Consider the following 22,201-nt stretch of genomic DNA (forward strand, 5'->3'; position numbering starts at 1 on the left):
CACACCGACGACGGGGAGAAGACCGCAGCATGACCAGCGCGCACAGCACGGACCCGGCGACCGAGACCTTCGTCGCCCACCGGAACCTGCTCTTCACGGTGGCCTACGAGATGCTCGGCTCGGCCGCCGACGCCGAGGACGTCCTCCAGGAGACCTGGCTCCGCTGGACCGGCGTCGACCTGGAGCAGGTCCGCGACCAGCGGGCGTACCTCGTCCGCATCACCACCCGGCAGGCGCTCAACCGGCTCCGCACGGTGCAGCGCCGCCGGGAGGCGTACGTCGGCCAGTGGCTGCCCGAACCGCTGCTCACGGCGCCGGACGTGGCCGAGGACGTCGAGCTCACCGAGTCCGTGTCGATGGCGATGATGCTGGTCCTGGAGACCCTCACCCCGACCGAGCGGGCCGTCTTCGTCCTGCGCGAGGTCTTCGACGTGGGGTACGACGAGATCGCGGCGGCCGTCGACAAGACCCCGGCCGCCGTCCGCCAGATCGCGCACCGCGCCCGCAAGCACGTCGACGCCCGCCGCCCCCGCACCACGGTCTCCGCTCGGGAGGCGCGGGCGGTCGTGGACTCCTTCCGGCGGGCCCTCGAAACCCGCGACCCGCAGGACTTCCTGGACCTGCTCGCCCCCGACGTCGTCCTCGTCAGCGACGGCGGCGGGATCAAGAGGGCCGCGCTCCGCCCGGTCGTCGGCGCCGACAAGGTCACCCGCTTCTACCTCGGCGGCTCCCTCAAGGCCGACGTCACGGTCACCACCAAGCCCACCGTCGTCAACGGCGCCCCGGCGCTCGCCGTGCTCGTCGACGGCGAGCTGGACGGCGTGATGGCGCTGCGCGTCGAGGGCGGCCGGATCAGCGGCCTCTACTACGTGCGCAACCCCGAGAAGCTCACCCACGTCATGGCCGAGACCTCCCTCACCCTCCGCTGACGCCCACCCCCACGCGGGAAAGGACCCCGAGATGCCCGGACGGACCCTGGCGGCGGCGCGAGCCGGCACCGCCCACAGCAGCGCCCTCAGAGCGGCGGTCGCCCTCCAGACCCTGGCCCTGTTCTTCCAGGCGGGCACGGCGGGAGCCCTGCTCGTCTCCCCGACGGGCGGCCTCCTCCACCACGTCGGCTCCCCGGTGATGTACGCCGCCTCGATGCTGTACGTGATCGCCGCGGTGGTGGCCTGGCGCCCGGGCGGCGGCAGCCCCCGCCCGATCCTGTACGCCTCCGTGCTGCTGGTCCTCGCCTCGGTCCAGGTCGCCCTGGGCATCGCCCGCCTGCCGGCCTTCCACGTGCCGCTGGGCGTCGTGATGGTGGTCCTCAGCAGCCTGGACCTCGCCCGCGCCCTCACCACCGGACCCGCGCCCGCCCGCCGACCGGCCCCCTGACCGGCCCCCTGACAGCGAGAAGCCCCTCCGCTCTGCGTTTCCGCAGGTCGGAGGGGCTTCCTCGTCCGGTGGAGCCTAGGGGAGTCGAACCCCTGACATCTGCCATGCAAAGACAGCGCTCTACCAACTGAGCTAAGGCCCCGGAACGAGGACAGCGTACCGGTTCTCCCCCTGTCCCGGGCAAAAGGTGGGGTCTCCCGATGAACGACCACGCTCCGTAAGATGCTGACCGAGGTTCGCAGTGGCGAACCGCAGGGATGGGGAGAACTGATGGACGCAGCGCAGCAGGAAGCCACGGCAAGAGCCAGAGAGCTTCAGCGCAGTTGGTACGGGGAGCCGCTGGGGGCGCTCTTCCGTCGGCTGATCGACGATCTCGGGCTCAACCAGGCCAGGCTGGCCGGGGTGCTCGGGCTCTCCGCGCCCATGCTGTCCCAGCTCATGAGCGGCCAGCGTGCCAAGATCGGCAACCCGGCCGTGGTCCAGCGCGTCCAGGCGCTCCAAGAGCTCGCCGTGCAGGTCGCCGACGGCAGCGTCAGCGCCGCCGAGGCCACCGACCGCATGGACGAGATCAAGAAGTCCCAGGGCGGCTCCGTCCTCACGGGCACCAGCGGGCAGACCGCCAACGGATCCGGCGCCCCGACCGTGCGCCGCGTGGTCCGCGAGATCCAGTCGCTGTTGCGCTCCGTGGCCGCCGCGGGCGACATCATCGACGCCGCCGACTCCCTCGCCCCGCACCACCCGGAACTGGCAGAGTTCCTCCGGGTGTACGGCGCCGGGCGCACCGCCGACGCGGTCGCCCACTACGAGTCGCACCAGAACTGACACGGCACGCACGACTGACGACGGACGACGGACGGGGAGCGGGCGCAGCGCGATGGGTGAGGTCTTCGCCGGCAGGTACGAGCTGATCGATCCGATCGGGCGGGGCGGGGCCGGCGCGGTCTGGCGCGCCTGGGACCACCGGCGCCGCCGCTACGTGGCGGCCAAGGTGCTCCAGCAGAGCGACGCGCACACGCTGCTCCGCTTCGTCCGCGAGCAGGCGCTGCGGATCGACCATCCGCACGTGCTGGCCCCGGCCAGCTGGGCCGCCGACGACGACCAGGTCCTCTTCACGATGGACCTGGTCGCCGGCGGCTCGCTCGCCCATGTCATCGGCGACTACGGGCCGCTGCCGCCCCGCTATGTCTGCACCCTCCTCGACCAGCTGCTGTCCGGCCTGGCGACGGTGCACGCGGAGGGGGTCGTCCACCGGGACATCAAGCCGGCCAACATCCTGATGGAGGCGACCGGTACGGGCCGTCCGCATCTGCGGCTCTCGGACTTCGGCATCTCGATGCGCAAGGGCGAACCCCGGCTCACCGAGACCAACTTCGTGGTGGGCACGCCCGGTTACTTCGCGCCCGAGCAACTGCTCGGCGTCGAGCCCGACTTCACGGCGGACCTGTACGCGGTCGGCCTGGTCGCGCTCTATCTGCTGCACGGCACCCGCCCGGACTCGCAGGCCCTCATGGAGCACTTCCTGACGCACGGCACCCCGCCGGCGCCCGCGACCGTCCCCGAGCCGCTGTGGCAGGTCCTGGCCGGGCTGCTGCAGCCCGATCCGCAGGCCCGCTTCCGGACGGCCACGGGCGCGCGGAAGGCGCTGAACGCGGCCGCGGAGATGCTGCCCGAGCCGGAGGGCGGCGAGGAGCCGGTCGAGATCTTCGACCAGCTCGGCCCGCTGCCCGCCGGTTTCGGCCCCGAGGGGCCGGTCGCCCGCCCGGTCCAGGACACCCCGCCGGCGCCCCCGGTCCAGGACGCCCCTCCGGCGCCCCCGGTCCCGGCCGCCGCGCCGCCCGCGCCGGCCCCGCTGACGTACGGACAGCCCTACCAGGAGCAGTACCAGCCGGTGCCCGGGCCCTCCGAGACGGGCAGCTTCCACCTGCCCCCGCCGGTCACGCGGCCCGCGCCGCTCCCCGCGACGCATCCCTACACCGCCGCGCCCGTCCAGGCGCCCACGCAACCGCAGGCGCTCCCCGGACGACGTCCGGGACCGCCCCCGAAGGTGGCGGTCCCGGTGCTGCTGCTCGCGCTGGTGTCGCTGGCGGTCGGCTTCTGGGCGCTGACGCGGATCTGACCCGGGTACAGGTCAGCGGGCCGCCCGGCGGGCCAGCAGGGTCCAGGCGCCGAGGCCGACGAGCAGGACGGTGCCGAGCCCGAGGCCACCCGCGGCGAGGGCCACCATCAGGGTGTTCCCGTCGGCCGCCGCGGCGCCGCTCGCGCCGCTCGCCGCCGCGTCCCGGTCCTCGCCGGTCACCTGGAAGATGCCCGGGTCCGCGTCGTAGTCGGGCGCGGGCGTCTTCTCGCCCCTGACGTTGACCCGCAGGATCAGCGGCAGGGCCGTGTCGGCGTACTCCTCGGCGATCTCGGGGCTGAGCGTGGCGGTGAGGTAGTACCAGCCGGCGAACTGCACGGCGGTCGTGGCGCTCTCGTACGAGGAGCGGTTGGCGTGGGCGACCGGCCGCTGCGGGGCGAGGGCCGCGGTGGCCGGCTTGCCGCTGTAGCTGACGGTCTGGAGGTCGACGAAGCCGCGCGCCGGGTTGTCGAGGCCGAGGGCGAGCGCGTTGCTCACCAGCTCGTCGCCCGCGTTGCTGCTGCCGAGCTCGGCGGTGGCGAAGAGCTGCTGGCCCCAGTCGACCGGCACCCGCCAGAAGAGCGTCTGGCCGGGCCGGATGTCCGCCCGCCACTCGCCCTCCTTCAGCGAGACGGCGGTGTGGAACCCGGCCCCGCCCTCCCGGACCTGCGGCCCGCCGGCGGGCGGCGCGGGCGTCCCGGAGGGCCAGGACTCGGGCAGCTTGTCCGGGCCGTTCTTCTTCAACAACGGCTCGGTGACGTGCTGGAGCTCCAGCTCCCAGTCGTCCGGGGTGGAGGTGGCGTCCGACTCGCGCTCGACGAGCACGTAGTACGTGCCGGCGTCCTGGCACTGGGAGAGGTCCGGGTGGACCATCCGGCGGGCGTAGCCGGTCAGCGGCCGGACGTGGTCGCCGGTGGCGAAGTTGACCTCCTGGTAGCCGCATCGGTTGCCGGAGCCGTCCTGGATCTCGATCCGGAAGCCGTCGCCGTACTCGGCCTTGCCGCCCGGCTTGGGGACGGCGACGGCGGAGACGTACGAGTTCTTCGTGGTGTCCAGGTTGAGCCGGTAGTAGACCGCGCCGTCCTTCTTGAGGGTGTCCCGGTAGGTCTTGCCGGGCTCCAGGGCGACGGCGTCGGCGCTGGAGGCGGCGCCCTGGATCCGCTGCCCCGAGGGGTCGAAGGCGTACGCGGGCAGGGGGGCGTCCTCGGCGGCCGCCGCGGGCAGCGCGGTGAGCGTGCCCACCGCGGCGGCGGCCGTGAGGAGCGCCGCGGCCTTCCGCGTCCTGGCCGCGCTCCTCCCCCGGCGTCCGGTCCCGTCCCCGGCCGTGGCCCCCGCCTGCGTGCTCACGCGCTTCTCCTCGTCGTGTCCGTCACCGCGCCCTGCCCCGGGCCCGCCGGACGCCGAGGAGGACCCCCGTGAGCAGGAGGAGCGCCCCGCCGCCGGCCGCCAGGGCCGTCGTGCCGGACCATCCTGCCCCGCTCGTGCCTCCGGTGTCCGCACCGGGGGCGGATTCACCCGGGTCCGCGGGGGCCTTGGGGTCCGCCACGCGCGCGTGGTGCTCGGGTCCGGCCTTCTCCTCGCCCAGGACCGTGACCCGCAGGACGAAGCCGATCTCGGGGTCGCCGGGGATCCGGGCGGCGTCGGCGCCGAGGGTGACGGCGATGTAGTGGCTGCCGGGGAGGTGGACGGCGGTCACGTTCGGGTCCGGCTCGTAGCGGTTGGTCCAGGCGACCGGGACGGTGCCCATGCGCAGTTCGGCCGGCTTGCCCGTGTACAGGGTCCGCGAGTCGAAGACGCCGGTGCCGGTGCCGACCGGCTGCCGGGCGGGGGTGTACACCTCGGTGCCGCCGTAGGAGTGGACCGGTCCCACGAGGCCGGTGACGGCCGGCACGTTGCCGAACTCGACGTCGTAGCGCAGCTGCTGGCCCCAGCCGACGGGCACCTTGTACCAGCGGGTCTGGGCGGGCAGCAGGCGGTCGCGCCAGGCGCCGGTGGAGAGTTCCGTGGCGTCGTTGAAGCCGGTGCCGCCGCGGACCTCCCGCGGCTCTCCGGCGGGCACGGCGGCCTTGGGTCCGCCGGCGCCGTACTCGGGTTCCGACTGGGCCGGTACGGTCCCGGCCGGCAGCGGCTCCTCGACGCCGAGGAGCAGTTCCAGCGGCCAGCGGGCGGCGTCCGAGCCGGGCTTGCTGGTGCGCTCGACGGTCAGCCAGAAGCGGCCGGGCCGGTCGCAGGCCGAGTACCGGGTCTGGGTGGGGATGCGGGCGACGGACGAGGTGAGCGGGACCGCGCCCTCGTCCTGGTGGAAGATCTCGCTGCGGGTCTGGCAGCTGCCCTCGTCGCCGATGGAGGAGAGCCAGACGAGGCTGGTGGTGAGCTTGTCGACGGTGTCGACGGCGGCGCCCGGCTGCGGGACGGCGGTGGCCGCGAAGTGGGCGGTGGAGTCGGCGTCGAGGGTGGTGGCGTAGTAGCGCTTCTCGCCGGGGCCGATGGTGTCGAGGTACTGCCCGGGGGCGAGGTCCGGCGCCCCGGAGCGGCCGGGGGTGCCGCGTACGGGCGTGCCGCTGAGCCGGTAGGCGTCGGCGGAGAGCCGGGCCGCGCGCTGGAGCTGGCGGGCGAGCGCGTCGGCGTCGGGGGCGTCGTAGTAGCGGCCGTTGCCGGCCTCGGCGACGCATTCGAGCTCCTCGCGGGCCTTGCCAGCGACCTGGAAGCCGACGGTGTCGATGCGCAGGCCGACGCCCTGGCGGGCGAGGTCGGCGGCGACCTCGCAGGGCTCGGGGGTGCCGCAGGTGTCCTCGCCGTCGGAGACCAGCAGGATCGTCCGGGTGGCGAGGGCGCCGCCGGCGGGCTTCGGCAGGTCCTCGGCGGCCTTGCGGAGGGAGAGCCCGATGGGGGTGTCGCCCTTGGGCGTGAGCGCGGCGACGGCGGCCTTGAGCCCGGCCCGGTCGAGCGGGGCGACGGGCCGGGCGAGGCGGGTGTCGTCGCAGCCGCTCGCCTTGTCGGCGCCGTAGACGCGCAGTCCGGTGGGGTGGCCGTCGGGGAGGCCGTCCACGACGGTGCCGATGGCGTCGCGGGCCGCCGCCATCCTCGTACGGCCGCCGGTGCCCGTACCGCCCACCGGGTCGGCCATGGAGCCGGAGGAGTCGAGGACCATCACCAGGGCGCCGCCGGGGGCGGTGCCGGGGCCCTCCGCGGCCGCCGCCTGCGGTGCCGGGCCGAGCAGCAGCGCGAGTACGCCGGCCAGCGCGCCTCCCGCCGCGGCCCTTCGTCGTCCTGTGGTCACGGTGTCCCCCCGGTCGTCCTTGTTCGCGAGCACTCAACTTTGCCACTGCAAGCTAGTGATTTGCTCAGGCGAATTCAAGGACTTTGTGTCACGACCCGAGAACAGCGGGTGGGAGCGGGACCCGGGAAAACGGAGATCCCGGCCGCGCGAGGCGCGACCGGGATCCCTCGGTTTCAGTGGGGTGGGTCTCAGACACCGGAACCGGACGGGACCGAGTCGGTCGCCTCCGTCCACAGGTCCTGCTCGGCGCGATCCGCCTGGATCTGGCGGTACACGAGGAGCCCGCCGATGGCGGCCAGTGCGACCAGGAGCAGCTTCTTCACCGCGCGACCTCGTCTTTCGTTGACGTAGGAGACTTCCTGACGCCCACTCTACACATCGACCGATACCGATCGGTGACCTGTGCGAGCGCCAAACCTCACACAACGAGATCGACCCGGACGGTGGAACCGTCCGGGTCGATCACTTCTGTGGGGCTAACAGGATTTGAACCTGTGGCCTCATCCTTATCAGGGATGCGCTCTAACCAACTGAGCTATAGCCCCGCCGCGCTTTTCGGTTTGTTTCCCGTCGCGCTGACTCCTGAACATTAGCGCACGTGGGGGCCAGTCCCAAAATCGCCCGGAGCCGGAGGCTCCCGAAGGGCGCGCGGACCGGCCCCTCGCGGGCTACTCGTCCTCGGCCAGCGTCAGCTCGACGCCGCCGACGAAGCCGGCGGACAGGTTGTAGATGAACGCGCCGAGGGTCGCCAGCGCGGTCATCAGGACCACGTCGATCACCGCGATCACCGAGGTGAACATCAGGACCCGCGGCAGCGACAGGAACGACTGCAGGTCGAAGCCGTTGGACTCGTTGGAGCCCGTCGCCTCGCTGATCGTCCCGCCGACCGTCGAGAAGACGCCCATGGCGTCCATGACCATCCACAGCACCGCCGCGGCGACGACCGTGCAGATGCCCAGCGCGATGGAGAGCAGGAAGCTCACCTTCATCACCGACCACGGGTCGGCCTTCGCCACCCGCAGCCGCGCCTTGCGGGTGCGCGGGGTCGTCCGCGCGCCCGTCCGGGGCCGCCGCACCGCGCCGGACTGACCGCCCTGGGTGTGGCCGCCGCCCTGCGGGCCGTCATAGGCCCGCGGCGGGTGGTAGGCGCCTCCCGCGGGCGCCGCCGGGCGCTCGCCGGGCAGGGCGCCGTTGTAGCCCTGATAGGGGGGCTGCTGCCCCCGAGTGTCCGTCACCGCAACCCCCTGGGAGTCCGTGGCCGAGCCACGGGCGCCGTTCGCTCCAGCACCTGCAGAAGCTCCGGCAGCCGCCGATCCGGCGCCCGTGGCTCCACTCACGCTCTACTCCTCGTGATCCCCGGCCGCAGGCTCCGTGCCCTCGACCGATGCCTCGGCCTCGGCTGCCTCGATGGCACCCTCGGCGTCGTCGACCTCTTCGTCCTCGCTGCCGGCCTCGGCGTTCCGTGCGATGCCGACGACGGCATCGCGCTTGCCCAGGTTGATCAGCTGGACGCCCATGGTGTCACGGCCGGTCTCCCTGACTTCGTTGACTCGCGTACGAATCACACCGCCGGACAGCGTGATGGCGAGGATCTCGTCGGTCTCCTCGACCACCAGCGCGCCCACGAGCGAGCCGCGGTCCTCCACGATCTTGGCGGCCTTGATGCCGAGGCCGCCGCGGCCCTGGACGCGGTACTCGTCGACGGGGGTGCGCTTCGCGTACCCGCCGTCGGTCGCGGTGAAGACGAACGTACCGGGCCGGACGACATTCATCGAGAGCAGTTCGTCGTCCTCGCGGAAACTCATGCCCTTCACACCCGAAGTGGCGCGTCCCATCGGACGCAGCGCGTCGTCCGTGGCCGTGAAGCGGATCGACTGCGCCTTCTTCGAGATGAGCAGCAGGTCGTCCTCGGCGGAGGCCAGCTCGGCGCCGATCAGCTCGTCGTCGCTGCCGTCCTCCCGCTCCCGCAGGTTGATGGCGATGACACCGCCGGAGCGCGGCGAGTCGTAGTCCTTCAGCGCGGTCTTCTTCACCAGCCCGGAGCGGGTGGCGAGGACCAGGTACGGCGCGGCCTCGTAGTCGCGGATCGCCAGGATCTGGGCGATCTGCTCGTCCGGCTGGAAGGCCAGCAGGTTGGCCACGTGCTGGCCGCGGGCGTCCCGGCCGGCGTCCGGCAGCTCGTACGCCTTGGCGCGGTAGACCCGGCCCTTGTTGGTGAAGAAGAGCAGCCAGTGGTGGGTGGTGGAGACGAAGAAGTGGTCGACGATGTCGTCCTGCTTCAGCTTCGTCCCGCGCACGCCCTTGCCGCCGCGCTTCTGCGAGCGGTAGTCCTCGGTCTTCGTCCGCTTCACATAGCCGCCACGCGTGATGGTGACGACGATGTCCTCCTCGGCGATCAGGTCCTCGATGGACATGTCACCGTCGAAGGGCACCAGCTTGGAGCGGCGGTCGTCGCCGAACTTGTCGACGATCGCGGCCAGTTCCTCGCTGACGATGGCCCGCTGCTTCTCGGGCGAGGCGAGGATCGCGTTGTACTCGTTGATCTTCGCCTGGAGCTCGTCGTGCTCGGCGAGGATCTTCTGGCGCTCCAGGGCGGCGAGCCGGCGGAGCTGCATCTCCAGGATCGCGTTGGCCTGGATCTCGTCGATCTGGAGGAGGCCCATCAGGCCCTCGCGGGCGACCTCGACCGTCTCGCTGCGGCGGATGAGGGCGATGACCTCGTCGATCGCGTCGAGCGCCTTGAGGAGGCCGCGCAGGATGTGGGCGCGCTCCTCGGCCTTGCGCAGCCGGAACTTGGTCCGGCGGACGATGACCTCGATCTGGTGCGTCACCCAGTGGCGGATGAACGCGTCCAGGGAGAGGGTGCGCGGCACGCCGTCGACGAGCGCCAGCATGTTGGCGCCGAAGTTCGTCTGGAGGTCGGTGTGCTTGTACAGGTTGTTGAGGACGACCTTGGCGACCGCGTCCCGCTTGAGCACGATGACCAGGCGCTGGCCGGTCCGGGACGAGGTCTCGTCGCGGACGTCGGCGATGCCGCCGATCCGGCCGTCCTTCACCAGGTCGGCGATCTTCTGCGCGAGGTTGTCCGGGTTGACCTGGTAGGGCAGCTCGGTGACCACCAGGCACTGGCGGTTCTGGATCTCCTCGACCTCGACGACCGCGCGCATCGTGATGGAGCCGCGGCCGGTGCGGTACGCCTCCTCGATGCCCTTGCGGCCGACGACGAGCGCGCCGGTCGGGAAGTCGGGGCCCTTGATGCGCTCGATGAGCGCGTCGAGGAGCTCCTCGTGACCGGCCTCCGGGTTCGCCAGGTACCACTGGGCGCCCTCGGCGACCTCGCGGAGGTTGTGCGGCGGGATGTTGGTGGCCATGCCGACCGCGATGCCGGCGGAGCCGTTGACCAGGAGGTTCGGGAACCGGGCCGGGAGGACCGTCGGCTCCTGGTTGCGGCCGTCGTAGTTGTCCGTGAAGTCGACGGTCTCCTCGTCGATGTCGCGGACCATCTCCATCGACAGCGGCGCCATCTTGCACTCGGTGTAGCGCATGGCGGCGGCCGGGTCGTTGCCCGGGGAGCCGAAGTTGCCGTTGGAGTCGACGAGCGGCATCCGCATCGACCACGGCTGGGCCAGGCGGACCAGCGCGTCGTAGATGGAGGAGTCGCCGTGCGGGTGGTACGTGCCCATGACGTCGCCGACGACGCGGGCGCACTTGTAGAAGCCCTTCTCGGGCCGGTAGCCGCCGTCGTACATCGCGTACAGCACGCGCCGGTGGACGGGCTTGAGGCCGTCCCGGACGTCGGGCAGCGCGCGGGACACGATGACGGACATCGCGTAGTCGAGGTACGAGCGCTGCATCTCGGTCTCGAGCCCGACGGGCTCGATGCGCAGCACCGGCTCTTCTTCTTCGGTGGTCACAGGGGGGTTCTCGTCGGCCATTGCTGGTCGTCAGTCCTTTCGTACGGTCAGCTGAGACCGACTCAGATGTCGAGGAAGCGAACGTCCTTGGCGTTGCGCTGGATGAAGGAGCGCCGTGCCTCGACGTCCTCGCCCATCAGCACCGAGAACAGGTCGTCGGCCTGGGCGGCGTCGTCCAGGGTGACCTGGCCGAGCACCCGGTGCTCGACGTCCATGGTGGTGACGCGCAGCTCCTCGGCGTTCATCTCGCCGAGACCCTTGAAGCGCTGGATCGAGTCTTCCCTGATCCGCTTGCCGTTCTGCTTGCCCAGCTCGACCAGGGCGTCGCGCTCGCGGTCCGAGTACGCGTACTCGAAGTCGTCCCGGCCCCACTTGATCTTGTAGAGCGGCGGGCGGGAGAGGTACACGTGCCCGTGCTCGATCAGCGGCCGCATGAAGCGGAAGAGGAAGGTGAGCAGCAGGGTGTTGATGTGCTGGCCGTCGACGTCGGCGTCCGCCATCAGGATGATCTTGTGATAGCGGAGCTTCTCGATGTCGAAGTCCTCGTGGACCCCGGTGCCGAAGGCCGAGATCAGCGCCTGGACCTCGGTGTTCTGGAGGATCTTGTCGACGCGGGCCTTCTCGACGTTCAGGATCTTGCCGCGGATCGGCAGGATGGCCTGGTACATCGGGTTCCGGCCGGACTTGGCGGAGCCGCCGGCGGAGTCACCCTCGACGATGAAGATCTCGCACTTGGTGGGGTCGTTCGACTGGCAGTCGGAGAGCTTGCCCGGGAGGGAGGCCGACTCCAGGAGGCCCTTGCGGCGGGTGAGGTCGCGGGCCTTGCGGGCGGCCACGCGCGCGGTGGCGGCGGTGATGCCCTTGCGGACGATGTCCGCGGCCTCGTTCGGGTTCCGGTCGAACCAGTCCGTCAGGTGCTCGTGGACGACCTTCTGGACGAAGGTCTTCGCCTCGGTGTTGCCGAGCTTGGTCTTGGTCTGGCCCTCGAACTGCGGCTCGCCGATCTTGATCGAGATGATCGCGGTCAGACCCTCGCGGATGTCGTCGCCCGTGAGGTTGTCGTCCTTCTCGCGGAGCAGCTTCTTCTCGCGCGCGTACTTGTTGACGAGCGTCGTCAGCGCGGCGCGGAAGCCCTCCTCGTGGGTACCGCCCTCATGGGTGTGGATCGTGTTGGCGAAGGAGTACACGCCCTCGCTGTACGACGAGTTCCACTGCATCGCGATCTCGGCGGAGAGCAGGCGCTCCTTGTCCTCGGCCTCGATGTCGATGACGGTCGGGTTGATCAGCTCGCCCTTGCGCGAGTTGAGGTACTTCACGAAGTCGACGATGCCGCCCTCGTAGTGGTACGTCACCGTGCGCGCGGCCGGCTCGGCGGCCGCCTCGGCGTCCGGGTCGTCGGCGCCGACCGTGGCCTTGGCGGACTCGCGCTCGTCGGTGAGCGTGATCGTCAGGCCCTTGTTGAGGAAGGCCATCTCCTGGAAGCGGCGGGAGAGCGTCTCGAAGGAGTACTCGACCGTCTCGAAGATGTCCGGGTCGGACCAGAACGTGACCGAGGTGCCGGTCTCGGAGGTCTCCTCGTGCTGGGCGAGGGGCGCGGTGGGAGCACCCATCTTGTAGTCCTGCGTCCAGCGGTGGCCGTCCGTCTTGATCTCGACGGAGACCTTCGTGGACAGGGCGTTCACGACGGAGACGCCGACGCCGTGCAGACCGCCGGAGACCGCGTAGCCGCCGCCGCCGAACTTGCCGCCCGCGTGGAGGACCGTCAGCACGACCTCCACGGCCGGCTTGCCCTCGGACTCGACGATGCCGACGGGGATACCACGCCCGTTGTCGACGACGCGGACGCCGCCGTCGGCCAGGATCGTCACGTCGATGGTGTCCGCGTGGCCGGCCAGGGCCTCGTCGACCGAGTTGTCGACGACCTCCTGCACCATGTGGTGCAGGCCGCGCTCGCCGGTCGAGCCGATGTACATACCGGGGCGCTTGCGCACCGCATCCAGGCCCTCGAGGACCTGGATGTTGCTGGCGGTGTACTGGTTGTTCTCGTTGGGGTTGCCGGAATCGGCCACGAAGCGCCCTTTCTGGCACAGCACAGGCCGTGCTCCGGGCATAGAGGAGCCGGCTGCGTCGTTCGACAGTTCCGCAGTGTGGCGGGATTGTCTTCCAGTCTACCGGTACCGCCGACAGTCATGGGGGTTTGCGGGTACCTGAAAGCGCATGTGCCGCCCTGAGCGACCCCGAGACGACTCCCCATATCCGGACAGGGTCTCCAGGGGCCCCTGACGGCCACCTAGCGCTTCGAGCCGTGACGGCCAGTGGCACCGGGCTGTGGGCAGGTGTTCCGCAGGGCTGGGGGTCCCCCCGGACGGAGTCTGGGGGCGGGTGGGCACAGCCCCCGCGCGACGGCGCCCGACTGTTCGGACCCGCACCCCGAGCGCCCGCACCGGACCGGCTCAGCCGTACGTATCCCCAGGCCCCACGGACCCGGGCGCCCGAAGAGGCCCGTACCGCCGCTGGCCGCCGGGCCCGAGCACCTTGATCAGCCGAACCGTCCCGTGCCCCAGGTCCTCGTTCAGCCGGGCGACCAGCGTCGGCGCCAGCAACCGCAGCTGCGTCGCCCAAGCCGTCGAGTCGCACTGCACCGTCAGCACGCGCGCGTCCGGCTCCTCCTCGTACTTCACCGGTACGCAGTGCTTGGCCAGGTCCTCGCCGACGATCTGGGGCCAGCGGCCCATGACCCCGCCGACGGCCGCCGGCGTCTCCCAGCCGCGCTCGGCGAGCAGCCGGTTGATCGCGGCGCCGAGCGCCATCGGGTCGCGCCCGTCGGCGCGCGCGCCGGAGCGCAGGCCGCCGCCGCGCCGGGCCTGCTTCTTCTGCTGCGCGGCCGCCCCACGCGCGCGTGCCTGCTCCTTCGCGGCGCGCAGCGCGACCCGGGCGAGGTCCACGCCCGAGGGCTCGGGTGCCGCCGGCTTGTCCACAGGCTGTGGGGAAGTTTCCTCGGTGCCGCTCATACGCGCTCCACCGTCCCTCCGCTCACCGCGTACCGCGTCCCCGCCAGGACGTCCGGCACGTCGTCGTCGACCGCCGCGGTCACCAGCACCTGCTCGCCGTGGGCCACCAGCTCGGCCAGCCGCTCGCGCCGACGGGCGTCCAGCTCGGCGAAGACGTCGTCCAGGACGAGGACCGGCTCGTTGCCCTCGGAGCGCAGCAGGTCGTACGAGGCGAGGCGGAGCGCCAGCGCGTACGACCAGGACTCGCCGTGGCTCGCGTACCCCTTGGCCGGCAGGTCGCCGAGGCGGAGCAGCAGCTCGTCGCGGTGCGGGCCGACCAGGGTGACCCCGCGCTCGATCTCCTGCTTGCGGGCCTCCGCGAGGGCGGCGATCAGCTGCTCGTACAGCTCCTCGCGGGTCTGCCCGGTGCCGGGGGCGGAGGGACGGTACTCCAGCAGAATCGGTCCGCCGCCGGGCGCGAGCTGTTCGTACGCCTTGTCCGCGAGCGGCTGGAGGGTGTGGACGAGGTCGAGCCGCTGGGCGAGCAGCTCGGCGCCGGCCCGGGCCAGGTGCTGGTCCCAGACGTCGAGCGTGGAGAGGTCCATGCCGCGGCCGCCGTGCCGGCGGGCCATCGCGGCGGACTTCAGCAGGGTGTTCCGCTGCTTGAGCACGCGCTCGTAGTCGGAGCGCACGCCCGCCATGCGCGGCGCGCGCGCCGTGATCAGGTCGTCGAGGAAGCGACGGCGCTCGCCGGGGTCGCCCTTGATCAGCGACAGGTCCTCGGGGGCGAACAGCACGGTCCGCACGATGCCGAGCACGTCACGGGGTCTGACCTGCGAGGACCTGTTGATGCGGGCGCGGTTGGCGCGGCCCGGGTTGAGCTCCAGCTCGACCAGCTGGGAGCGCTCGCCCTGGGTGACGGCGGCCCGGATGACGGCCCGCTCGGCGCCCATCCGCACCAGCGGGGCGTCCGAGGCGACGCGGTGGCTGCCGAGCGTGGCGAGATAGCCGACGGCCTCGACCAGGTTGGTCTTGCCCTGGCCGTTCGCCCCCACGAACGCGGTGACGCCCGGGTCGAGGGGTACCTCGGCCCGGGCGTACGAGCGGAAGTCGGCCAGCGAGAGATGCGTGACGTGCATGGTGGGCGCCGGCCTTCCCCCGGTCGCTGTGCACCGGGTGGTGCACAGCCTGTGGATTGCTACTTCTTCTCGACCGCGTGGCCGCCGAACTGGTTGCGCAGCGCGGCGATCATCTTCATCTGCGGCGAGTCGTCCTGGCGGGACGCGAACCGCGCGAACAGCGACGCGGTGATCGCCGGGAGCGGTACGGCGTTGTCGATGGCGGCCTCGACGGTCCACCGGCCCTCGCCGGAGTCCGACGCGTAGCCGCGCAGCTGGTCCAGGTGCTCGTCCTCGTCGAGGGCGTTGACCGCGAGGTCCAGCAGCCAGGAACGGATGACCGTGCCCTCCTGCCAGGAGCGGAAGATCTCGCGGACGTTCTCCACGGAGTCGACCTTCTCCAGCAGCTCCCAGCCCTCGGCGTACGCCTGCATCATCGCGTACTCGATGCCGTTGTGGACCATCTTCGCGAAGTGGCCCGCGCCGACCTTGCCCGCGTGGACCGAGCCGAACTCGCCCTCGGGCTTGAGCGCGTCGAAGATCGGCTGGACCTTCGCCACGTTCTCGGCGTCGCCGCCGTACATCAGGGCGTAGCCGTTCTCCAGGCCCCAGACGCCGCCGGAGACGCCGCAGTCGACGAAGCCAATGCCCTTGGCGGCGAGCTCCTCGGCGTGCTTCTCGTCGTCGGTCCAGCGGGAGTTCCCACCGTCGACGACGACGTCGCCGGGGGAGAGCAGCTCCGCCAGCTCGTCGATGGTGGACTGGGTCGCCGCGCCGGCGGGGACCATGACCCACACGACGCGCGGACCCTTGAGCTTGCTCACAAGCTCTTCGAGGCTGTGGACATCGGCGAGGTCCGGGTTGCGGTCGTATCCGATGACGGTGTGGCCTGCGCGGCGGATGCGCTCGCGCATGTTGCCGCCCATCTTGCCGAGACCGACGAGACCGAGCTCCATCAGAGTGTTCCTTTAGCGTCGTGTGCGGTTCCTACCCGGGTCCGAGCCTACGCCCGGACCCGCCCGCACACCTGTGGGGTCAGCCGCTCAGTCGACACCCCTCACCCGCAGGTCAGCCGCTCAGCCGCACCGGCATGCCGCGCCACCCGGGGGGCGACCCCCGGACCCCCGGCGGAGGGCGTCAGCCGCTCAGCCGCACCGGCATGATCAGGTACTTGTAGGCGTCGTCCGCCTCCGCGTCCACGGCCGGGCGGCCGCTCAGCAGGGCGGGCTTGGTGGAGGTCGTGAAGGAGAGCTGGGCGACCGGGGAGTCGATCGCGCTCAGGCCGTCCAGCAGGAAGGTCGGGTTGAAGGCGATCGAGATGTCGTCGCCGTCCAGCTGCGCGTCGACCCGCTCCACAGCCTGTGCGTCGTCGCTGGAGCCGGCCTCCAGGATGAGCACGCCCTGCTCGAAGCTGAGCCGGACGGGCGTGTTGCGCTCGGCGACGAGGGCCACGCGCTTGACGGCCTCCACGAAGGGGGCGGTCTCGATCACCGCGACCGAGTTGAACTCGGTGGGGAAGAGCGTGCGGTACTTCGGGAGGTCGCCCTCCAGGAGGCGGGTGGTGGTGCGGCGGCCCGCGCCCTCGAAGCCGATGAGGCCCTCGCCCTTGCCGGAGCCGGAGAGCGCCAGCGTGACGGTGTCGCCGCTGGTGAGCGCCTTCGCGGTGTCCAGGAGGGTCTTGGCGGGCACCAGGGCGACCGCGGAGGCGTCCGGGGACTCCGGCTTCCACAGGAACTCGCGGACCGCGAAGCGGTAGCGGTCGGTGGAGGCCAGGGTGACCGTGTCGCCCTCGATCTCGATGCGCACACCGGTGAGGACGGGCAGCGTGTCGTCGCGGCCGGCGGCGATGGCCACCTGGGCGGCGGCGGCCGCGAAGACCTCGCCGGGGACGGTGCCGGTCGCGGTGGGCATCTCCGGCAGCGCCGGGTACTCCTCCACAGGGAGGGTGTGGAGGGTGAAGCGGGAGGAGCCGCAGACCACGGTCGCCCGTACACCATCCGTGGAGATCTCCACCGGACGGTTGGGGAGGGCGCGGCAGATGTCGGCGAGGAGGCGGCCGGAGACGAGGACGGTGCCGTCCTCCTCGACCTCCGCCTCGACGGAGACGCGGGCGGAGACCTCGTAGTCGAAGCTCGAGAAGCTCAGCGCGCCGTCCTCGGCCTTCAGCAGAAGGCCCGCGAGTACGGGAGCCGGCGGACGGGCCGGAAGGCTGCGGGCCACCCACGCCACCGCCTCCGCGAGTACATCGCGCTCCACCCGGATCTTCACCGGAACCGCCTCCTGCTTGTTGCTGGCTCTTCGTCGACTGCGGGATCCAGTCTGACGTACGCCGCCGACACTCGGTGCGGCTCGGGGTCAAGTCGTGACGAGAGCGCGTCAGGGCTCCGGCCCCGAGTTGTGCACAGGCCCCGCTTCAAAACGATTCCCGGGCTAACTATGAGTGGAAGTAGTAGTAGGGCCTGTGGAAACCGTGGATAACGCCGTCTGCGCAGGTCAGAACCGGTTTTTTGTCCACTGCCCCTGTGGGTGGAACCGGTGGACAACCACCGCTCTCTGTGGACACCCGAAAGTTCTGCACACCCGATACACAGGCGAGGGGGAGTTCTCCCCAGTGCTGTCCCCAGCTTTCCCCAGGTTCCCCACAGCCCAAACGTCTCCCTTGGTGTGACGCCTTTCACTCCGGCCGGTGAGAGGGGGTGTTGTGTTGCCGAACAGTGGACAGCGGTGTGGAGAAGCTGTGGGCAACCGGGCCGTCCCTGTGGGCAGCCGGTGGACAACTCTTCCGACCCCCTGTGGACGAAAGATTCATCCACAGCCTGTGGAGATCGGTTGCCAACAAATCCACACCCCTCTGAGCTGGAGTGATGGTCTGTCACAAGCCCCACCTGTGGACACAATCCGGATAACTCGACAGTCCCCACCCTGTGGACGGGAGATCATCCCCCAATCTGTGGAGAACCCGCCACCGGAACGGAGTAATCGAACACGGCCGTCCGGGGCATGGCGCTCCCCTGGCGTCCGTCCGCCACCGAAAGCCCCTCCCGACAACGACGAAGGGCGCCCCGGGAGGTGTCCCGGAGCGCCCTTCGAGGCCCGTACGGCCGTGTGTCAGCCGTTCTTGATGCGGTTGGTCAGTTCGGTGACCTGGTTGTAGATGGAGCGCCGCTCCGCCATCAGGGCCCGGATCTTCCGGTCCGCGTGCATCACCGTCGTGTGGTCGCGGCCGCCGAACTGCGCGCCGATCTTCGGCAGCGACAGGTCGGTGAGCTCCCGGCACAGGTACATGGCGATCTGGCGGGCCGTCACCAGCACCCGGCTGCGCGAGGAACCGCAGAGGTCCTCCACCGTGAGCCCGAAGTAGTCGGCCGTGGCCGCCATGATGGCCGGCGCCGTGATCTCCGGCGACGAGTCCTCGCCGCCCGGGATCAGGTCCTTGAGGACGATCTCGGTCAGCCCCAGGTCCACCGGCTGCCGGTTGAGGCTCGCGAAGGCCGTCACCCGGATCAGCGCGCCCTCCAGCTCACGGATGTTCCGCGAGATCCGGGAGGCGATGAACTCCAGCACCTCCGGCGGGGCGTTCAGCTGCTCCTGCACCGCCTTCTTGCGGAGGATCGCGATGCGCGTCTCCAGCTCCGGCGGCTGCACGTCGGTGGTGAGTCCCCACTCGAAGCGGTTGCGCAGCCGGTCCTCCAGGGTCACCAGCTGCTTGGGCGGCCGGTCCGAGGAGAGCACGATCTGCTTGTTCGCGTTGTGGAGCGTGTTGAAGGTGTGGAAGAACTCCTCCTGCGTCGACTCCTTGCTCGCGAGGAACTGGATGTCGTCGACGAGCAGGATGTCCACGTCGCGGTAGCGCTTGCGGAAGGCGTCGCCCTTGCCGTCGCGGATCGAGTTGATGAACTCGTTGGTGAACTCCTCCGAGCTCACGTACCGCACGCGCGTGCCGGGGTAGAGGCTCCGCGCGTAGTGCCCGATGGCGTGCAGCAGGTGCGTCTTGCCGAGCCCCGACTCCCCGTAGATGAAGAGGGGGTTGTACGCCTTCGCCGGCGCCTCGGCCACGGCGACCGCGGCCGCGTGCGCGAAGCGGTTCGAGGAACCGATGACGAAGGTGTCGAAGAGGTACTTCGGGTTCAGGCGCGCGTGCGGCTCGCCGGGCCCGCCGGCGCCGGAGCCCGTACCGGAGGAGCCGAGGGAACCCTGGCCGATGCCGGGACCCACGCCCTGACCGCCCGGACCGGGGCGCGGACCGGCCCCCGGCGGCTCGGGCAGCTCGGCGCGCTCGGGCCGCTGCGGCTGCTCGTAGCCGCGGGACGGCTCGTCGTAGCGCGGCAGCCCGGTCTGCTCCGGGGCCGGTCCGGTGTACGGGGCGCGCTCGGGGAAGCCGCCGAGGCGCGGCTGCTGCCAGGAGAGGTCCTCCTGGGACCGCGGCCAGGCGCCCGGCTCGGGGCGCGGCGGCTGCGGGTAGTCCGGGTAGGCGGGGCGTGCGGTGGGCAGCCCGTCGTCGGGCAGCGCCCGGTGGCCGTAGCCGTCGTACTTCTCGTACGGCTCGGGCTGCGGGCGCTCGTCGTAGCGGGGCTGCGGCGGCCGGCCGGGGGAGGGCGCGGGCGGCTGGTCGCCGACGGAGTCGTCGACGGTGATCGCGATCCGGATCGGGCGGCCGCACTCGCGGCTGAGGGTCTCGCTGATCAGCGGGGCCAGCCGGCCCTCCAGAACCCGCTTGCCCCATTCGTTGGGGACCGCGAGCAGGGCCGTGTCGGCGACCAGGGCGAGCGGCTGGCAGCGCTCGATCCACTGTTTGTCCTTGGGCTCGATGCCCTGCTGTCCTTCTCCGAGCAGCTGGTCGAGCACGCGTGGCCACACTGCGGCAAGATCGGCAGGTACGTCAGCCACAGGGCACGCTTTCTCGCAGGTCCCACGAATGTGTGGTTCTCGGGACGACAGGAACAGAACGGAAGAGACAGTCGAGTCCAGTCACGGTAGTCGCGGCGGCTGACGTGGTTCAAGTTGTTGTCCACAGCCTGTGCACAAAGGGGCCCGTCGACGGGTCGGTTTGACCGGATGGCGTAACCGCGCGTACCGTAACCAGGTCGAGTTGTCGATGGCTGCTGCCGCCTGCCTCCGATGGGCAAAGATCACCCTGTGTGATCGCGTAGCGGTGCACTCGAGCGTATGCGAGCTACTCGTGGGCGCACGGTGACAGCCAGGCGATGTCCCGCCACCACCCGAATCATTTCTGGAGCCCCCGAGTGAGCAAGCGCACCTTCCAGCCGAACAACCGTCGTCGCGCGAAGACCCACGGCTTCCGCCTGCGCATGCGTACCCGTGCCGGCCGCGCCATCCTGGCGAACCGCCGTGCCAAGGGTCGCGCGAGCCTGTCCGCCTGATCCACCTAAACAGGTCATGACGTGCTGCCTACCGAGAATCGGCTGAGGCGGCGCGAGGACTTCGCAACCGCGGTACGTCGAGGACGCCGGGCCGGTCGCCCGCTCCTCGTCGTCCACCTACGAAGCGGTGCAACGGACCCGCACGCGCCTGGGGAGAGCGCTCCCCCGACGCGTGCGGGTTTCGTCGTGAGCAAGGCCGTGGGCGGTGCGGTCGTCCGCAACCAGGTGAAGCGTCGTCTGCGCCACCTCGTCCGCGACCGGCTGTCCGCGCTGCCCCCCGGTAGCCTGGTGGTCGTACGGGCGTTGCCCGGAGCCGGTGACGCCGACCACGCCCACCTGGCCCGCGACCTGGACGCCGCTCTCCAGCGGCTGCTGGGAGGGGGTACGCGATGAAGTACCCGTTCCTCGCCCTCATCAAGCTGTACCAGTGGACGATCAGCCCTCTCCTGGGCGACGTCTGCCGGTACTACCCGTCGTGTTCCCACTACGGATTCACGGCCATAGACCGGCATGGCGCGATCAAGGGCATCGCCCTGACCGCCTGGCGCATCCTGCGGTGCAATCCGTGGTCGCCCGGCGGAGTGGACCATGTCCCCCCGCGGAAGCGTCCGCGCTGGCACGAGATGCTCAGGAACGCGCTGCGCGGCGACAAGGGCGGGATCTCCGCCGAGACGAGCCCGGCCGCAGAGACCTCGCCCAATGCTCAAGGAGCCTGATTAGTGGACACGATTGCCAGTCTGTTCAGCTTCATCACCTGGCCCGTTTCCTGGGTCATCGTCCAGTTCCACAAGCTGTACGGGGCCATCTTCGGTCCTGACACGGGCTGGGCCTGGGGTCTGTCGATCGTGTCCCTCGTGGTGCTGATCCGCATCTGCCTGATCCCGCTCTTCGTGAAGCAGATCAAGGCGACGCGGAACATGCAGGCGCTCCAGCCGAAGATGAAGGCGATCCAGGAGCGCTACAAGAGCGACAAGCAGCGCCAGTCCGAAGAGATGATGAAGCTGTACAAGGAGACGGGTACCAACCCGCTCTCCTCGTGCCTTCCCATCCTCGCCCAGTCGCCGTTCTTCTTCGCCCTGTACCACGTGCTGTCCAACATCGCGTCGGGCAAGGAGATCGGTGTCCTCAACCAGGAACTGGTCGACAGCGCCCGCCAGGCGCACATCTTCGGTGCCCCGATCGCCTCGAAGTTCATGGACTCGCCCGAGGCCGTCGCGGCCCTCGGCGCCTCGCTGACCGATGTCCGCATCGTCACCGCGATCATGATCGTCCTGATGTCGGCCTCGCAGTTCTTCACCCAGCGCCAGCTGATGATGAAGAACGTCGACCTCTCGGTGAAGACCCCGTACATGCAGCAGCAGAAGATGCTCATGTACATCTTCCCGGTGATCTTCGCCGTCATGGGCATCAACTTCCCCGTCGGTGTCCTCGTCTACTGGCTGACCACCAACGTGTGGACCATGGGCCAGCAGATGTACGTGATCAACCAGAACCCGACCCCGGGCAGCAAGGCGCAGGACTCCTACCTCCAGCGCCTGCTGAAGAGCGTCACGCACCACGGTGAGGTCCGCAGCCGGCGCCACAAGGCCGTCGTCAAGGCGATCGTCGCCAAGGGCTCCGACCGCAACGAGAACGAGCGCCGCTTCATCGGCGCCCTCGCCAAGGCCGGCTTCGCCGCCCAGGCCGACGGCACCGTGACCAAGAGCGACGCCGCCGTCGCCGAGGCCGAGGGCACCGCCGCCCCCAAGCGGCAGCAGCCCAAGCGCCAGACCAAGGCCCAGCGCCAGTCCGGCGGCCAGCAGGCCAAGAGCGACGAGGCCGTCACGGAGACCGCCGAGGAGTCCGCGGGCGAGGCCGCCCAGGACACCGGGGCGAAGACCTCGCTGGAGAAGAAGCCCGAGACGCCCGCCAAGGGCGGCACGCAGGCCGGCGGCCGCAGCCGCGCCAACTCCGGCGGCTCCCGCCAGCGCAAGGGCCAGCAGCGGCCCAAGCACCCGTCCTCCAAGAAGTAGAAGCGTCCACGTAGCT

At 70.8% G+C, this 22,201-nt stretch carries 19 protein-coding genes and 2 tRNA genes; 8 read left to right on the top strand and 13 right to left on the bottom strand.

Annotation, left to right across the window (positions count from 1 at the left end; genetic code table 11):
* The first annotated feature begins 29 nt into the window (after positions 1-29).
* Together ACFW1I_RS03075 and ACFW1I_RS03080 are read left to right on the top strand one after the other, a co-directional pair.
* Positions 30-929, top strand: a complete 900-nt coding sequence (locus ACFW1I_RS03075; protein WP_384665513.1) for an RNA polymerase sigma-70 factor — start codon at positions 30-32, stop codon at positions 927-929.
* A 31-nt stretch (positions 930-960) separates the two neighbouring features.
* Positions 961-1,377, top strand: a complete 417-nt coding sequence (locus ACFW1I_RS03080) for a hypothetical protein (RefSeq protein ID WP_384665515.1) — start codon at positions 961-963, stop codon at positions 1,375-1,377.
* 69 nt (positions 1,378-1,446) lie between these two features.
* Here ACFW1I_RS03080 and ACFW1I_RS03085 read toward each other — a convergent pair.
* A tRNA-Ala gene (locus tag ACFW1I_RS03085) sits at positions 1,447-1,519 on the bottom strand.
* Positions 1,520-1,647: 128 nt separating this feature from the next.
* Between ACFW1I_RS03085 and ACFW1I_RS03090 the strand changes: the two genes are divergently transcribed.
* Together ACFW1I_RS03090 and ACFW1I_RS03095 are read left to right on the top strand one after the other, a co-directional pair.
* Positions 1,648-2,199 (top strand): DNA-binding protein, encoded by a 552-nt coding sequence (locus tag ACFW1I_RS03090; protein WP_030493753.1) that lies wholly within the window; start codon positions 1,648-1,650, stop codon positions 2,197-2,199.
* A 52-nt stretch (positions 2,200-2,251) separates the two neighbouring features.
* Positions 2,252-3,493 carry a serine/threonine-protein kinase gene (locus tag ACFW1I_RS03095; RefSeq protein ID WP_384665517.1) on the top strand — a complete coding sequence of 414 codons (1,242 nt, stop codon included), beginning with the start codon at positions 2,252-2,254 and terminating at the stop codon, positions 3,491-3,493.
* 12 nt (positions 3,494-3,505) lie between these two features.
* Here ACFW1I_RS03095 and ACFW1I_RS03100 read toward each other — a convergent pair whose 3' ends face one another.
* The 12 genes from ACFW1I_RS03100 to dnaA form a co-directional block, all read right to left on the bottom strand.
* Positions 3,506-4,837, bottom strand: coding sequence for a hypothetical protein (locus tag ACFW1I_RS03100; protein WP_384665519.1), 1,332 nt, complete (start codon positions 4,835-4,837; stop codon positions 3,506-3,508).
* Between the two features lie 22 nt (positions 4,838-4,859).
* Positions 4,860-6,770 carry a VWA domain-containing protein gene (locus ACFW1I_RS03105; RefSeq protein ID WP_384665521.1) on the bottom strand — a complete coding sequence of 637 codons (1,911 nt, stop codon included), beginning with the start codon at positions 6,768-6,770 and terminating at the stop codon, positions 4,860-4,862.
* A 188-nt stretch (positions 6,771-6,958) separates the two neighbouring features.
* Positions 6,959-7,093: a DLW-39 family protein gene (locus tag ACFW1I_RS03110; protein WP_208809277.1), complete on the bottom strand. Its 135-nt coding sequence runs from the start codon at positions 7,091-7,093 to the stop codon at positions 6,959-6,961.
* Positions 7,094-7,241: 148 nt separating this feature from the next.
* Positions 7,242-7,315: transfer RNA gene (locus ACFW1I_RS03115), tRNA-Ile, on the bottom strand.
* A 123-nt stretch (positions 7,316-7,438) separates the two neighbouring features.
* Positions 7,439-8,005, bottom strand: coding sequence for a DUF3566 domain-containing protein (locus ACFW1I_RS03120; RefSeq protein ID WP_384665522.1), 567 nt, complete (start codon positions 8,003-8,005; stop codon positions 7,439-7,441).
* A 105-nt stretch (positions 8,006-8,110) separates the two neighbouring features.
* A complete protein-coding gene (gyrA, locus tag ACFW1I_RS03125) occupies positions 8,111-10,705 on the bottom strand; it encodes a DNA gyrase subunit A (RefSeq protein WP_384665524.1) in 2,595 nt (864 codons plus the stop codon).
* Between the two features lie 41 nt (positions 10,706-10,746).
* On the bottom strand, positions 10,747-12,777 hold the full coding sequence (gene gyrB / locus ACFW1I_RS03130; RefSeq protein ID WP_384665526.1) for a DNA topoisomerase (ATP-hydrolyzing) subunit B: 2,031 nt from the start codon (positions 12,775-12,777) through the stop codon (positions 10,747-10,749).
* 360 nt (positions 12,778-13,137) lie between these two features.
* Positions 13,138-13,695, bottom strand: coding sequence for a DUF721 domain-containing protein (locus tag ACFW1I_RS03135; RefSeq protein ID WP_384665528.1), 558 nt, complete (start codon positions 13,693-13,695; stop codon positions 13,138-13,140).
* Entirely contained in the window at positions 13,692-14,813 is a 1,122-nt protein-coding gene (gene recF, locus ACFW1I_RS03140; protein ID WP_384665530.1) for a DNA replication/repair protein RecF, read from the bottom strand. Before recF ends, ACFW1I_RS03135 begins: the two co-directional genes overlap by 4 nt.
* A 59-nt stretch (positions 14,814-14,872) precedes the next feature.
* Positions 14,873-15,748 carry a phosphogluconate dehydrogenase (NAD(+)-dependent, decarboxylating) gene (gene gnd / locus ACFW1I_RS03145; RefSeq protein ID WP_384665531.1) on the bottom strand — a complete coding sequence of 292 codons (876 nt, stop codon included), beginning with the start codon at positions 15,746-15,748 and terminating at the stop codon, positions 14,873-14,875.
* A gap of 181 nt (positions 15,749-15,929) precedes the next feature.
* A complete protein-coding gene (gene dnaN, locus ACFW1I_RS03150; RefSeq protein WP_031003097.1) occupies positions 15,930-17,060 on the bottom strand; it encodes a DNA polymerase III subunit beta in 1,131 nt (376 codons plus the stop codon).
* 840 nt (positions 17,061-17,900) lie between these two features.
* On the bottom strand, positions 17,901-19,679 hold the full coding sequence (gene dnaA / locus ACFW1I_RS03155) for a chromosomal replication initiator protein DnaA (RefSeq protein ID WP_384665533.1): 1,779 nt from the start codon (positions 19,677-19,679) through the stop codon (positions 17,901-17,903).
* A gap of 356 nt (positions 19,680-20,035) precedes the next feature.
* Here dnaA and rpmH point away from each other — a divergent pair, with 356 nt between their 5' ends.
* From rpmH to yidC, 4 genes are read left to right on the top strand one after another with little or no spacing between them, the layout of a single operon-like run.
* The gene (rpmH, locus tag ACFW1I_RS03160; protein ID WP_015659252.1) at positions 20,036-20,173 is read left to right on the top strand and encodes a 50S ribosomal protein L34; all 138 of its coding nucleotides are present in this window, start codon (positions 20,036-20,038) and stop codon (positions 20,171-20,173) included.
* Positions 20,174-20,194: 21 nt separating this feature from the next.
* Positions 20,195-20,566: a ribonuclease P protein component gene (rnpA, locus tag ACFW1I_RS03165; RefSeq protein WP_043222725.1), complete on the top strand. Its 372-nt coding sequence runs from the start codon at positions 20,195-20,197 to the stop codon at positions 20,564-20,566.
* Positions 20,563-20,889: a membrane protein insertion efficiency factor YidD gene (gene yidD / locus ACFW1I_RS03170; RefSeq protein WP_030493766.1), complete on the top strand. Its 327-nt coding sequence runs from the start codon at positions 20,563-20,565 to the stop codon at positions 20,887-20,889. Before rnpA ends, yidD begins: the two co-directional genes overlap by 4 nt.
* A gap of 3 nt (positions 20,890-20,892) precedes the next feature.
* Positions 20,893-22,185 (top strand): membrane protein insertase YidC, encoded by a 1,293-nt coding sequence (gene yidC, locus ACFW1I_RS03175; protein ID WP_384665536.1) that lies wholly within the window; start codon positions 20,893-20,895, stop codon positions 22,183-22,185.
* The last annotated feature ends 16 nt before the right edge of the window (positions 22,186-22,201 follow it).

Source organism: Streptomyces sp. NPDC058955, assembly GCF_042741435.1.
GTDB lineage: Bacteria > Actinomycetota > Actinomycetes > Streptomycetales > Streptomycetaceae > Streptomyces.